Annotated in this window: 12 protein-coding genes; 8 read left to right on the top strand and 4 right to left on the bottom strand. The window is 72.0% G+C overall.

The annotated features are described in order from the left end of the window. The first annotated feature begins 43 nt into the window (after nt 1-43). Genes AB0N80_RS00060 through AB0N80_RS00040 form a run of 5 tightly spaced genes read left to right on the top strand, consistent with a single transcriptional unit; the run spans nt 44 to nt 5331 of the window. On the top strand, nt 44-1396 hold the full coding sequence (locus tag AB0N80_RS00060) for an ABC transporter substrate-binding protein (protein ID WP_363576796.1): 1353 nt from the start codon (nt 44-46) through the stop codon (nt 1394-1396). Next, nucleotides 1396-2367, top strand: coding sequence for a sugar ABC transporter permease (locus AB0N80_RS00055; protein ID WP_315994558.1), 972 nt, complete (start codon nt 1396-1398; stop codon nt 2365-2367). The genes AB0N80_RS00060 and AB0N80_RS00055 overlap by 1 nt, the downstream gene beginning before the upstream one ends. Beyond that, on the top strand, nt 2364-3188 hold the full coding sequence (locus AB0N80_RS00050) for a carbohydrate ABC transporter permease (RefSeq protein ID WP_315994559.1): 825 nt from the start codon (nt 2364-2366) through the stop codon (nt 3186-3188). Before AB0N80_RS00055 ends, AB0N80_RS00050 begins: the two co-directional genes overlap by 4 nt. Nucleotides 3189-3217: 29 nt before the next feature. Beyond that, nucleotides 3218-4177, top strand: a complete 960-nt coding sequence (locus tag AB0N80_RS00045) for a glycosyl hydrolase family 32 (RefSeq protein WP_363576793.1) — start codon at nt 3218-3220, stop codon at nt 4175-4177. After that, nucleotides 4174-5331 (top strand): serine hydrolase domain-containing protein, encoded by a 1158-nt coding sequence (locus tag AB0N80_RS00040; protein ID WP_363576791.1) that lies wholly within the window; start codon nt 4174-4176, stop codon nt 5329-5331. Before AB0N80_RS00045 ends, AB0N80_RS00040 begins: the two co-directional genes overlap by 4 nt. 67 nt (nt 5332-5398) lie before the next feature. On the opposite strand, the gene AB0N80_RS00035 is transcribed toward AB0N80_RS00040, so the two are convergent. From AB0N80_RS00035 to AB0N80_RS00020, 4 genes are read right to left on the bottom strand one after another with little or no spacing between them, the layout of a single operon-like run. Next, nucleotides 5399-6214 carry a galactosyltransferase-related protein gene (locus tag AB0N80_RS00035; protein WP_363576789.1) on the bottom strand — a complete coding sequence of 272 codons (816 nt, stop codon included), beginning with the start codon at nt 6212-6214 and terminating at the stop codon, nt 5399-5401. Further along, nucleotides 6211-7215 (bottom strand): hypothetical protein, encoded by a 1005-nt coding sequence (locus tag AB0N80_RS00030; RefSeq protein WP_363576787.1) that lies wholly within the window; start codon nt 7213-7215, stop codon nt 6211-6213. The genes AB0N80_RS00035 and AB0N80_RS00030 overlap by 4 nt, the downstream gene beginning before the upstream one ends. Next, complete coding sequence (locus tag AB0N80_RS00025; RefSeq protein WP_363389437.1) at nt 7212-8345, bottom strand: glycosyltransferase; 1134 nt, start codon at nt 8343-8345, stop codon at nt 7212-7214. Before AB0N80_RS00025 ends, AB0N80_RS00030 begins: the two co-directional genes overlap by 4 nt. After that, on the bottom strand, nt 8345-9484 hold the full coding sequence (locus AB0N80_RS00020; protein WP_363576785.1) for a glycosyltransferase: 1140 nt from the start codon (nt 9482-9484) through the stop codon (nt 8345-8347). The genes AB0N80_RS00025 and AB0N80_RS00020 overlap by 1 nt, the downstream gene beginning before the upstream one ends. A gap of 79 nt (nt 9485-9563) precedes the next feature. Here AB0N80_RS00020 and AB0N80_RS00015 point away from each other — a divergent pair, with 79 nt between their 5' ends. From AB0N80_RS00015 to AB0N80_RS00005, 3 genes are read left to right on the top strand one after another with little or no spacing between them, the layout of a single operon-like run. Beyond that, a complete protein-coding gene (locus tag AB0N80_RS00015; protein WP_363576783.1) occupies nt 9564-10493 on the top strand; it encodes a WcbI family polysaccharide biosynthesis putative acetyltransferase in 930 nt (309 codons plus the stop codon). Next, nucleotides 10490-11479, top strand: a complete 990-nt coding sequence (locus tag AB0N80_RS00010; protein WP_363576781.1) for a hypothetical protein — start codon at nt 10490-10492, stop codon at nt 11477-11479. Before AB0N80_RS00015 ends, AB0N80_RS00010 begins: the two co-directional genes overlap by 4 nt. Next, nucleotides 11476-12810 carry a glycosyltransferase gene (locus AB0N80_RS00005; protein WP_363576779.1) on the top strand — a complete coding sequence of 445 codons (1335 nt, stop codon included), beginning with the start codon at nt 11476-11478 and terminating at the stop codon, nt 12808-12810. Before AB0N80_RS00010 ends, AB0N80_RS00005 begins: the two co-directional genes overlap by 4 nt. Nucleotides 12811-13361: the final 551 nt, after the last annotated feature.

Below are 13361 nucleotides of genomic sequence, written 5' to 3'. Positions count from 1 at the left end.
AACAGCCCGAGCGCGGGCACGCAGCACAGACGAAGGAGTCGACATGAACACCCGCATCCCGCGCCGGCGCCGAGGGGCATCCCTCGCCCTGCTCGCCATCGCCGGCCTCACCGGCGCCGCCCTGACCGGGTGCGCGCCCGGAAGCGCGGCCCCGGCCGCGCAGAACGACGTCGAGGTGAGCACCGAGCTCACCAGCGACCCCGTCCAGCTCACGATCGCCGACGAGACGGGCTTCCCGGTCACCGACAAGCTGACCGAGGAGTTCACCAAGCAGCACCCGAACGTCACCTTCACGATCAACCGCGACACGTTCCAGAACCTCACCGCGAACGCCCCCAAGCTTCTCGCCAGCTCCACCCCGCCCGACCTCATCCGCCTCCCCACCCTCGGCGACACGGTGCGCGACGGGCTCGTGGCCAACCTCGACCCCTACTTCGACGCCTACGGGTGGGACGCCTGGCCGGCGTCGCAGCTCGCGCCGCTGCGCATGAACGACGAGGGCGTCCGCGGATCCGGGTCGCTCTACCAGCTGGGCCTGGGCTACAGCATCACCGGCATCTACATGAACACCACGCTCGCCGACCAGCTCGGCATCGACGCCCCGCCGCAGACCCTGTCCGAGCTCGAGGACGACATGGCGAAGGCGAAGGCCGCCGGCATCCTGCCGATCATGGCCGGCGACAAGGACGGCGTCGTCAACTTCGTGGTCCAGGCCGCGATGAACCAGTACGTCGACAAGGACCAGTTCCTGTCGTGGATGTTCAACGAGCCGGGTGCGCGCTACGACGAGTCCGGCAACGTCCAGGGTGCCGAGCTCGTGCGTGAATGGGCGGATGCCGGGTACTTCCCGTCCGACATCAACGCGATCGACTACTTCACCTTCACCAGCCGCTTCTCGGCGGGCGAGGGTCTGTTCACCTTCAACGGCAACTGGGAGGCGGCGAACTACCAGAAGGCGCTCGGCTCCAACGTCGAGTTCTTCCTCGTGCCGCCGGCCGAGGCCGGAGCCGATCACGTGGCCATGGGAGCGGCGAACTCGTTCTCGGTCGCAGCCAAGTCGCCGCACATCAACGAAGTCGCGTACTTCCTGAACTGGGTGCACACCGATCCGACCGCGCGCCAGATCATCGTCGACGTCACCGGTGCGTCGCCCGGCGGCGACCCCGCCCAGGAGCTGCCGAGCGTCGAGTCCGGCTCGCTGATCGAGAACGCGCTGAAGATGTCCGCGCAGATCGGCGCTGAGAACGGCCAGGTCGACTTCATGGCCAACACCACCGCGGGCATCTACGCGGGCTCGATCATCCCCGAGTCGCAGCTGCTGGTGACCAGCCAGATCACCGGCCAGGAGTTCGTCGACCGCGTGCAGAAGTTCTACGAGAGCGAGGTCGGGAAGTAATGACCGACCGTGCGGTCGCCGTCGCGGCGGCCCCTCGACACGGCGACGCCTCCTCGGCGACGGCGACCGCACCCGTTCGCCGGGCCGCTGCACGCGCAGTGGCCCGGCGGGCGACCCTCGTCGGCTGGGTGCTCCTCGTGCCCGCCCTCGCGTTCTACGTCGGATTCGTCATCTGGCCCCTGCTCCAGGGGGTGCAGTACTCGTTCTACGACTGGAACGGCATCGGTCTCGCCCGCTGGGTCGGCTTCGAGAACTACCTCACGGTGTTCACCGACCCCGACCTGCTCGGCGCGATCCGCAACGCGTTCATCCTGATCGCGTTCTTCACGTTCATCCCGGTGGGGCTCGGGCTCGTCCTCGCGACCCTCATCCGCGGCATCCGGTACAAGGCCTTCGCCGCTACGGCGCAGACGGTGCTGTTCCTGCCGCAGATCATCCCGCTCGCCGCCGCCGGTATCGCCTGGTCGTGGATGTACGCCCAGACCGGTGCGGTGAACCAGATCCTCGGCTGGGTCGGGCTCGGCTGGATCACCCGCCCGTGGCTCGCCGATTACGGCACGGCGCTGCCGGCCGTGGGCCTGATCGGATCGTGGGTGCTCACCGGTCTGTGCACCGTGCTGCTGCTCACCGGTCTCGGCAAGATCGACGTCTCGCTGTACGAGGCGATCCGCCTCGACGGTGCCGGGTGGTGGCGCGAGTTCTTCACCATCACCCTCCCCGGCCTGCGTCAGGAGATCGCGGTGCTCGTCACCGTCACCGTCATCGCCGCCCTGTCGAGCTTCGACATCATCTACACCTCGACCCAGGGCGGTCCCGGCCGCGCGACCCTCGTGCCCGGCCTGTCGATCTTCCGCATCGGCTTCACCCAGAGCGATGTGGGCCTGGCCTCGGCCTTCGGCATCGTGCTCATGGTGCTGGTGCTGATCGTGGTGCTCCCCATCCAACGCCTCTCGAGAGCGAGCGACTCGTGATCGCCAGCCGTACCGAGCGCGTGCTCGGCATCCTCCTGCTCAGCGTCGCCGCGATCGTGACGCTCCTGCCGCTGATCAGCATGTTCTCCGCGGCACTCCAGCCCGCCGACCAGAATCCGACCGGTCTCACCTGGCCGACCGATCCGCAGTGGGGCAACTTCGCCACCGCCTTCGAGACCGGCCACGTGTGGCAGCTCATGGGGTCGAGCCTGGTGATCGTCCTCGGAGTCGTCCCCCTGAGCCTCGTCGCCGCCACCCTGGCGGGCTTCGCGCTGGGCTCGCTCCAGGTGCGCTTCGGCCGCGGCATCCTTGTGTTCTTCGTCCTGGGCCTGACCATCCCGTTCGAGGCGCTCATCATCCCGCTCTACTACCAGGCGCAGTCGATGGGCACCGTGAACACCCCCTGGGCGGTGATCTTCCCGCTGATCGGGCTCTACATGCCGTTCGGCGTCTTCTGGATGCGCGCGCACTTCATCAACGTGCCCCGCGAGCTGTCCGAGGCGGCCCGGGTCGACGGTGCCTCGATCTGGCGGGAGTTCCGCAGCATCCAGCTCCCGCTCGCCGCTCCCGCGCTCTCGGCCCTGGCGATCCTGCTGTTCATCTGGACGTGGAACCAGTTCCTGCTCCCGGTCGTCCTCATCGCCGACCCCCTGCAGCGCACGGTCGCGGGCGCCCTGACCTTCTTCCAGGGCCAGTACTCGCTCAGCATCCCGCTGCTCAACGCGGGAGCGCTGATCATCATCACGCCCGCCGTCCTGCTGTTCCTCGTGTTCCAGCGCCAGTTCATCCGCGCCCTCGTGCAGGGCGCGGTCAAGGGCTGATCACCCCCTTCTTCCCCGAAACGGACCTCATGACGTTCACGCTGCCCGACCACTGGGTCTGGGATTTCTGGCTCGCCCGCGACGGCGACACCCACCACATGATGTTCCTCCAGGCGCCGACGAGCCTGGGCGACCCCGACCTGCGTCACCGCAACGCCAGCGTCGGCTACGCCACGAGCGACGACCTGCGCTCGTGGACCGTCCACGGAACGGTGCTGGAGCCCTCCGGGGGAGATGCTCCGGATGCCACGGCCACCTGGACCGGCAGCATCGTCGGGGCGGATGCCGACTGGCGCATGTTCTACACCGGCTCGCGGTTCCTGCGCGAGGGCGAGATCACGAACGTCGAGACGGTGCTCGCGGCATCCTCGACCGATCTGGCGACGTGGGTGAAGGATCCCGAGGTGGTCGTGGCCGCCGACGCGCGCTGGTACGAGACGCTCGACGCGGGCACCTGGCACGAGGAGGCCTGGCGCGATCCGTGGGTGTTCGCCGATCCCGACGGCGAGGGATGGCACATGCTCGTCACCGCCCGCGCCCGGGACGGCCGCGGCCGCGACCGCGGGGTCATCGGGCACGCCTGGTCGCGCGACCTGCACCAGTGGGAGGTGCGCCCCCCGCGCAGCACGCCGGGCGCCGGTTTCGCGCACCTCGAGGTGCCGCAGGTGGTGCGGATCGCGGGGCGGTGGGCTCTGGTCTTCTCCTGCGACGCGACTCATCTGGCCGGTGACCGCGTCGGTCAGGCGGGAGGCATCTGGGCCGTGGCCCTCGACGACCCGCGGGGTCCGTACCCCGTCGAGCGTGCGACGCTGGTCGCCGACGAGCGGCTCTACAGCGGTCGCGTCGTCGCCGACGACGCCGACGGCCGGGCCGTGATGCTGGCCTTCGAGAACGTCACGACCGACGGCGCGTTCGTCGGCACCCTGTCCGACCCGCTCCCGCTGCGCTGGGACGGCGACCGTCTCATCGTCGCGGAGGTCGTCCGGTGACCGCGGTGCAGGGCGTCGTGGCCCCGGGATTCGAGCCGGTGGGGGAGGCCTTCGCCGCCGCATTCGCGGGGCTGCCCGAGATGGGCGCGGCCCTCGCGATCCGCGTCGACGGACGCACGGTCGTCGACGTCTGGGGCGGCACGGCCGACAGCCGCGACGGTCGGCCGTGGGAGAGCGACACGCCCTCCGTGGTGTTCTCGTGCACGAAGGGTCTGATGTCGATCCTCGCCGCGCGGCTCGTCGAAGACGGGATGCTCGACCTCGACCGTCCGTTGGCCGAGCTCTGGCCCGAGTTCGCGGTGCACGGCAAAGACCGGGTGAGCGTGGGCGACGCCCTCGCGCATCGGGCGGGCGTCTCGGCCCCGCGGGTCGACGTCACGCGCGCGCAGCTGCTCGATTTCGACGCGATGACCCGGATCGTCGCCGCGCAGGAACCGCTGTGGGAGCCCGGCGTCGGCTGGGCGTATCACGCTCTCGCCCACGGCTGGCTGTCGGGCGAGATCGTGCGCCGGGCCGGCGGCGTCGCCCCCGGCGAGGCGTTCGCGGCGATGGCGGAGGCGGTGGGCGGCGGAGCGTGGCTCGGGATGCCGGCCGAGGTCGCGGCATCCGCTGCTCACCTGCGCGTCGGGCCGACGCTCGACGCCCTCGTCGCGCGGCAGGCGGCCGAGCGGGACCCCGGCGTCGTCGACTGGTTGGACCGGGCGATGACGCTCGGCGGCGCACTGCCGGCCACGCTCGTGACCGACGACGACGGATTCAACGCCGACGACGTGCGGGCCGCCGTGATCCCGGGGGCGGGCGCCGTCGCCACCGCCCGGGCGGTCGCGGCGATGTGGTCGGCCACGGTCGTCGAGACCGACGGCATCCGTCTGCTCCGTGACGACACGCTCGACGAGGTCACGCGAGAGCGCACGGCAGGCGCACCCGTGTTCGCCGCGCCCGCCCCGTGGCCGCGCTGGGCGGCGGGCTTCCAGCTGGACTCCGACGCGCGCCGCTACCTCGGCCCGACGAGCTTCGGCCACGACGGGGCAGGCGGTCAGGTGGCGTTCGCCGATCGCGCAGCCCGCGTCGGCTTCGCCTTCGTCACGAACTGGATGGAGGCCGACGACTCCCGCGCCACGAGGATCGTCGACGCCCTCCGCGCGCTGGTCTGACCCCTCCCTGCGCGAGGTGCCGAGATTTGTCGCTTCCGGGCATCCCGGAGCGACAAATCCCGGCACCTCACGCGCGGGAGCGGACCCAGGCGTCGTCGCGCTGCTCGATCGCGCCGGCCGCGGCGAAAGCCTCGAGCCATCCGCCCATCGGCCATGACCCCCACCGCGCGTGGAAGGTCGCGCCGTTGCGGAGGATGTCGTCGAGATGCTGCCACGGGGGAGACGACACCGGATGCCACTGGTGGAAGGCATCCGCCCCGCCCACCCAGCGCATCTCGACGTCGGCGGCGCGCGCCGTCCACGCGAGATCGGTGTCCTCGGCGCCGTAGCCCTCGTAGCCGGGGTGGAAACCGCCGATCCTGTCCCACGTCGCGGGGGTGACGGCGAACGACAGCGACCAGAACAGGTCGTACTCCTCGCGGGATGCCGTGCGCGTCGCGCCCGGCTCGAGCGCGGGGCGCGCGCGGTGCGGGCGCACGAGGAACGGCAGGTCGGAGGCGGATCCGGGGCGCTGCACGCTCGCGAGGTAGGTGACCGCTCCGGCGAGGATCGCATCCGGGTGCGCGCGGGCCGCGTCGCGGTAGGCGGGCAGCAGGTCCGCGCCCGGGAGGCAGTCGACGTCGAGGAAGACGAGCAGCTCGGCGCCGGCCGAGACGGCCGCGGCGGCGGCCCGATTACGGCCCTCGCCCACGCACATGCCGTGGGGCCCCGGGGGCACGTGCAGCGTGAGGGTGTCGGCATCCGGGGTGCCGTCCGGCGGCGACGCGTCGAGCCACGCCTCCACGCGCACGATGTCGGTCGCCACCTCGGCCAGCACGCGGCGCTGTCGCTCGAGGTGCTCGGCGCGCGCCCTCGACGCGACCGTGATCACCGCGGTCTTCACGGCAGCACCGCCTCGACGGCGGCGGCCATGCGCTCGGCTCCCCCGGCGACCTGCCAGCGCGACCAGTCCGGTTCGCCGTCGGCCGCGGCCTCGACGAGGGCGACGAGTTCGGCCGCCGTGACGGTGGCGTCGGCCCGATGAGCCAGTCCCCAGCGGTCGAGGGCGTCGGCGGTGTGGACCTGTTCGTCGAAGGGGCGCTCCTGCGCGACGACCACGGCGCGCGCACCCGCGGTCGCGAGGTCGGCGACGCTGTTCTGCCCGGCGGCGCTGATCACCACGGTGCTGCGCGAGAGCAGCGGCCACGGATCGTCCACGCGCGAGGTCGCGTCGTGGCCGACGGCCGAGACGTCCCACCCGCGCTCCCGCAGGCGGGCGGTGGCCTCCGCCCGCACGGCGTCGTCGAGCACGCGACCGAGCACGAGAACCGCGCGCTCGGCGCGGGCGCCCTCCGGGGAGCGCCCGTCGTACCGCGAGATCCCGCCCGTCCACACGACTCGGTCACCGTGCGCCGACAGGCCCGCGGTGGGCACGGCGCCGTGCGCCCACGGGGCCACGATGCGGTCGGCCAGGGCGTACGCGAGCGCGTGCGGGGCGTCGGTGCGGGCACCCGGCTGGGTCACCGCGACGGTGCGCAGGCCCAGCAGGCGCGCGAAAGCGACCACTTCGGCGCTCACGTCGACGACGAAGGCCTGCAGATCCCGGGTGACGGATGCCGCGGCGATCGTCGCGAGGCGGGCGCGGTGACCGGGATGGCCGTGCGGGGCCCAGTGCAGGTGTCCGCGGACGGTCGGCTCGGCGTCGCGCGGGTCGTGGAAAGACCCGTCCGCGCCCTCGAACTCATCGGCGTCGGGGGGCAGCTCCACCCATTCCACCTCGGCGGGCAGCGTCGTGGGCCGCGGCATCGACGAGAACGCCACGACGGGCGAGCGCAGGTGCGGCTGCACCGCCAGGAAGCGCGCGACGTGGCCGTAGCCGTGATGGTGGACGTACCAGCCGATCACCACGCCACCGCCGGCGCGCGCCGCACCGGGACCGGCTGCGCGGTGTGGGCGAGCACGCGCTCCACCTCGCGATAGCGCTGGGCCAGCGAGTGCTGCCGCACCGCCGCGCGGCGGGTCCACACGCGGGTGAGCGGCTCCTGCGCTCCCTCCGCCGCCAGGCGGGAGGCGGCCTTCGCGAGGGCGACGACGTCGCCCGGCATGACCGTCGCCGACCCCGGCATCCCGCTGAGAACCTCCGACACGCCGCCGATGTCGAACGCGGCGACGGGCGTGCCCGTGGCCAGCGCCTCCGCGATGACGAGACCGAAGGGCTCCTCCCACATGGGTGTCACCAGGGCGACGGCCGACGACCCCACGAGTCGGCACAGGTCGGGCTGACGCAGGGGACCGACGTAGCGGGCGTGGGCGCCGAGGCGCGGGGCGATCTCCTGTTCGAAGTAATCGACGTCGCCGATGCGCCCGGCCAGCACGATGTGCGCTCCCGCCTCCCGTGCCGCCTCGATCGCGAGATGCGGGGCCTTCTCCGGTACCACGCGCCCCGACCAGACCCACGAGGAGCCGCCGGTTCCGCGGGTCCACTGGTCGGTGTCGACGCCGTTCGGGAAGACGAACGCGTCCACGCCCTCGACCGACCACGCGCGCGCCGTCGCCTGGCTCACCGCGACGAAGCGGTGTGGGCTGTCGCGCACGTCCGCGGCCGCCTCGAGCATGGGCTCCAAGGGCGGGGTGTGCAGCGTGGTCACGACCGGGATGCCGGCTTCCCGGCTCCAGCGGATGGGTGCCGGGTGCAGGCTGTGATTGTCGACCACGTCGTAGAGGTGGCGATCCGCGATGAGGCGCTCCCGCGCCGCGTCGTAGGCGGCCTCGACCGCGTCGACGTACCCCGCGGGGTACTCGGTGTCGGACGACTCCTCGGGGCGGTTCCACTCCGGGGTCGGCAGCCGGAACTCGGGCACGTCGCCGAGGAAGTCCGAACCGTCCGCGGCGCACAGCGTCACCTCGTGGCCCCGTTCGCGCAGCCATCGCACGCGATCCCACACGCACGCTTCGAGGCCGCCGGCGTGCGGCTGGCGCAGGGCGTAGCGCGAGGGTGCCACCACCAGGACCCGCAGGGCCTTCCCGATCCGCATCACGCCGCCTCCTCCGTCGCCATCGCGCGTCGGTACAGCGCGAGATGCGCGGCGCGCACGGCATCCCGTTCGCCGAGGCGCTCGGTGCGCCGACGTCCGATCTCCGCCGCCCGTTTCGGCGAGCCGGGTGTCGACCACGCAGCGTTGGTGGCATCCACGATCGCCCGTGCGAGCGACACGGGCTCTCCGACGTCGAAGCTGTGGAAGTCGCCGGGGTGCTGGGCGGCGATGTGCCCGACGCGCGTGCCGATGACGGGCACGGCGAGGTCGTAGCAGAGCTCCGCCCACCCCGACTGGGTGCCGTGCCGGTAGGGCAGCAGGCACGCGTCGAGGTCCGCGAGCCAGTGCGAGAGCGCCTGGTCATCGAGGCGGGCACCGCGCTCGACGGTGACGCCCTCGGCATCGCGGGCGAGCAGGTCGATGGATGCCGCCGCCTCGGCGTCGCGGACGTTCTCGTTCATCCGCACGACCGCCTCGACCCGCGCGCCCTGGGCCCGCAGATCGGCCACGGCGCGCACCAGCGTCGCGGTGGTGCCCACCCCGTCGATGTTCGGGCGCAGATCGCGCAGGTGCACGCCGACGCGCGTCGCGGCGTGCGCCGCGCCGGAGGGGCGGTCCGTCTCGGCGAGCAGGGTCGGGTGGGCGATCACCGTCGGGCGACGACGGGTGAGCGCGAAGACCTCGTCGGCGGCCGTCCCGGTCAGGGTGATGAGCTCGTCGGCCGCCTCGGCCAGCACGGCGAGCGAGGCGCGGTGGGCCTCCTGCGACAGCAGTTGGGGGTTCTCGAGGTCGTGCACCGTGTAGACCAGGGGCCGCCCCAGGGCACGCAGCGTGGCGACGGTCTCGGAGAGTTCCTCGGGCGTGTACGACTCGATGCCGAAATGCACGTGGACCAGGTCGAAGTCCGCCGCATTCGCCCGCAGCCAACCCGGCAGGAGGATCTGCGGCGGCCACCACTGTCCGGCCGGGGCGCCCGGGGGAGGCGGATCGGCGAGCAGGAGCACGTGCGCGGGATCCGCGACGGCGGTGACGTAGGGGTGCGCCGAGGGGACGGCGGCGACCCGGACCGGGGGGACGGTGCTGGTGACGATCTTCTCTTCCTCCTCGTGCAGGCATGCGTGACGGTGCGTGTACCGCATCGCCAGGCACATCGCAATGCAACGGGGCGGTTGGGACGACGATGACACCGACGGATACGTTCACATCATGGGTGGCGACATGGCGCGGCTGGGAAGCCTTGCGGACCACGGCGAAGCGGTGATAGCGCGCCGGGCCCACTACGCCGGGTTCTACGGAGACGCTCCGCTGCCCTCCGGCTACGGCCTCGTCGTGGGCAACTGTCAGGCCGAGTCCCTGCGCCTGGTGATCTCCTCCGACGCCCTCCCGACGGTACGCATGCCCGCGGTCCACGAGCTGTCGGCCGACGACACCGCGAGGGTGCACGACCTCCTCCGCGGCGCGTCGTTCCTCGTCACCCAGCCGATCCGCGACGACTACCGGGGGCTCGCGCTGGGAACGGCGCAGCTCCGGGCGTCCCTCGCGCCGTCAGCCCGTGTCGTCACCGTCCCGGCCGTCCGGTTCGCGGGCCTCCACCCGTTCCAGGCGGTGCTGCGGCTCCCCGACTTCCCCGAAGATCCACCGCTCGTGGCCTACCACGACGTGCGAACCGTCGCCGAGGCGGCGCGCATCGACATCCCCGCCGCCCTCGAACCCCCCGCGGTGCGCGAGATCGCCGAGGGCTCCCGTGCCGAACTGCGTCGCCGCGAGGCGCGGGGGCTCGACGTCGTGGCATCCGATCTGTTCGCCCCCGTCGTCGAGGATCTGGCGCGCACGGTGAATCATCCCGGCAACGCCCTGTTCCTCCCGCTCGGCGAGCGGATCGTCGCCGCCCTCGGCGCGCCTGGAGGGGCCGTCGATCCCGGGCGCCCGATCCTCGCCTCCGTGCGCGCGCCGCTCGAGGACTGGGTGGTCGACACCTGGAACCTGGATGCCGCGCCCCGGCCCGACTGGATCGTCGCCGGAGAGACGCTTCCGGCCGACGTCGTCCGCGAGGCCCACCTCGCCTTCTACCGCGAGCGTCCCGCCCTCCTGGCCGCCGTCGTCGACCGCATGGCACCGTTGCTCGCCACCTGGGCGGCCGCCGCATGAGCCTGCAGACCCCGGATGCCGCGCCCCCGGTGCTCCTGGTCCACCCCGGGCCGCACGGGGTCGCGGTGTACGCCCGGGAGATCGCCGCCGAGGTGGTCCGCCTGTCGCCCGGGGCCCGCATCGCCACGCCCGACGCGCTCGCCGCGCTCGCTCCGGGTTCGCCCGTGCACGCCCACGTCACCGACCGTCTCTGGGGTGCCTCGCCCGAGGAGGCGACGCGCACCGTCGTGGCGCTGGCCGCTCGGCATCCGCTCACCGTCACGTTGCACGACGTGTCGCAGGAGTCCGACGGCGAACGCAATCGTCCCCGTCGCCGCGCCTTCTACCGCGCGGTCACCGAGGCGGCACGCGCCGTCGCGGTCAACAGCGCACACGAACGCGAGCTCCTCCGCGAGGAGGACGTGTGGCACGGCGACATCGCCGTCGTGCCGCTCCCGGTCGACGAGCGTCCCGCGTCCGTCGCCTCCTCCGACGACGGCGTCGGCGTGCTCGGCTACTTCTACCCCGGCAAGGGTCACGACGAAGCGCTCGCGGCCGCCGTCGCGGCGGGCGTCCCCCGGCTCACCGTGCTCGGTCGCGCCTCGGAGGGGCACGCGGCCGACCTCGACGCGTTCGTCCGCCGCGCGGATGCCGCCGGCGTCTCCGTCGAGGTGACCGGATGGCTCGACGACGCCGACATGGCCGCGCGCGTGGCCCGCGTCGCGGTGCCGGTGATCGCCCACCGCCACGTGTCGGCGTCGGGCTCGCTGACCTCGTGGATCGGATGGGGTCGTCGTCCCCTCGCCGTGCGCAACCGCTACGTCGACGAGATGGCGCAGCTGCGCCCCGGCACCCTCGCCGTCGTCGAGTCCGAGGCGCTCGCCGGGGCCATCGCCGCGGCCCGCGCCGACGCCTCGTCGACCTGGCACGGCGTCGCCCCGTTGCCCTTCGGCCGCGCCGACGCCGCCCGCGCCTACCTGCGGTGGTGGGGAGGGCTTGCGCCGTGACCGCCGACATCCCCGAGGGATGGAACGACCGGATGCCATGGGTCCCGGGCAACCGATGGGACTTGGTGTCCCACCGCGAGCCGGAGCCTCCGCGGGTCACCGTGGTCGTCACCCATTACGCGCAGCCCCGGGAGCTCGCGCGCACGCTCACCGCGCTCGCCCGTCAGGACCACCCGGCCGATCGCCTCGAAATCGTCGTCGCCGACGACGGGTCCCCCGAACCGCCCGTCGTCCCCGACGGCGTCCGGCTCGTCCGTCAGGACGACCGCGGCTTCCGCGCGGCGGCGGCGCGGAATCTGGGGGCCTCGGTCGCCACCGGCGACGTGCTCTGCTTCCTCGACGCCGACACGACGCCCGAGCCCGCGTACGTGCGCACACTTACCCGCTTGCCGGCTCTGCTGCCCGAGGCGGTGACGGTCGGACGTCGCCGTCACGCCGATCTCTCCGGCGTGGCGGTCGATGCGCCGATCGCCGAGGTCGCGCCCGCCGTCGAACTGGACGAGCCCGCCTGGCTGCGCGAGGCCTACGCGGACAGCGGTGATCTGCTCCGTGCCGACGACCGTTCATACCGATACGTGATCAGCGCGGTGCTCGCCTGCTCCCGTGCGCTCTTCGACGACGTCGGAGGGTTCGATGAAGCCTTCTCCGCCTACGGGGGAGAGGACTGGGAGTGGGCGCATCGCGCCTGGCAGGCCGGCGCGGTACTCGCCCATGTCCCGAGCGCCGTCGCCTGGCACGACGGACCCGACTGGGCCGGACGCGACGACCGCGACCGCGCGGAGGAGGGCAACCGACAGAGCCTTCAGCTCGCCCAGCTGATCCCCATCGACGGATCCGCCGGCCGTGGTCTTCTTCCCCGCACACCCGACCTCGAGGTGCGCGTCCGCGGCGACCTGACCGCGGCGGCCGCTTTCGTCTGCGCCGACTCGATCCTGTCCGCCTTCCCGCGGGCGACGGTGACGATGGATGCCGTCCCCCCGGGGAGCGCGCTCTCGAACGACCCGCGCGTGCGGGCCGACCGTACTCCGCTCGACGCCCGCGTCGTCCTCGAGCTCGATGTCCCCCTCGTCATTGTCGACGACGCCGAACTCGTCGTCGCCTTGGCGTCACTCAGCGGAAGCGACGTCGGCACCGTCATCCTGAGGACGACGGACGGTGCGACGGTGGGCCGTGCGCGCAGCAGACGCGCTCGTCGCCGTGTCGCGCGGTGGGCCCACGACGAAGGGCTCGCCCGACGGACCGTCACGGTGGACGGGGTGCACGTCCTCCGTCCACAGCCCCACGTGGAGGCGTGGGTCGGGGGATGGGGGAGCGTCGGACGGTTCGTGTGAGGCCCGCCGCACGGCGACTCTCGAGGCCGGGATGCGGTCGCGACACGCCCGGGGTGTGTGCTCGATTCGACGGGGTGGTCGTTCGGGCGTAGCTTATTACTTGTTCGCCCCACAGGGGAGAGCGGAGCGGCCGGAAGGCCCCGCAGCCCCTCAAGTAGCGAACCACCCCCAACATCTGTTCTTGAGAGTTTCGGTTCTCTGGTTTACAGTTGGGGTTCTGCCGTTCGGCACATTTCCTGAGGTCTGCTTCGTTTGAGGTGGTCTTGTTGTGTGTGGATGGTGTGAAGGTAGTGAACTGCCTCACGGGTAGGTCTAGGTGACTGTTTCTGTGGGTGCGTCCGTTCCTTGAGAACTCAACAGCGTGCACTTGTCAAATGCCAATTTATTCCTCGTTGATCTTCGGATTGCGAGAAATTCCTTTGGATCAAAGACCAGCCTCTTCGGGGGTTGGCATATGGATACGTCAGTAATGATGTTTCTCTTTGGTCAGTTTCAAACTCGCTGCAGCATCGTTTTCCCGGTGTTGTGTGCATTTCTTTTTTACGGAGAGT

Origin of the sequence: Microbacterium sp. NPDC089188, from assembly GCF_040685155.1 — a bacterium.
Classification (GTDB): Bacteria; Actinomycetota; Actinomycetes; order Actinomycetales; family Microbacteriaceae; genus Microbacterium; species Microbacterium galbum.
This window is presented reverse-complemented; position numbering and strand designations above follow the sequence as displayed.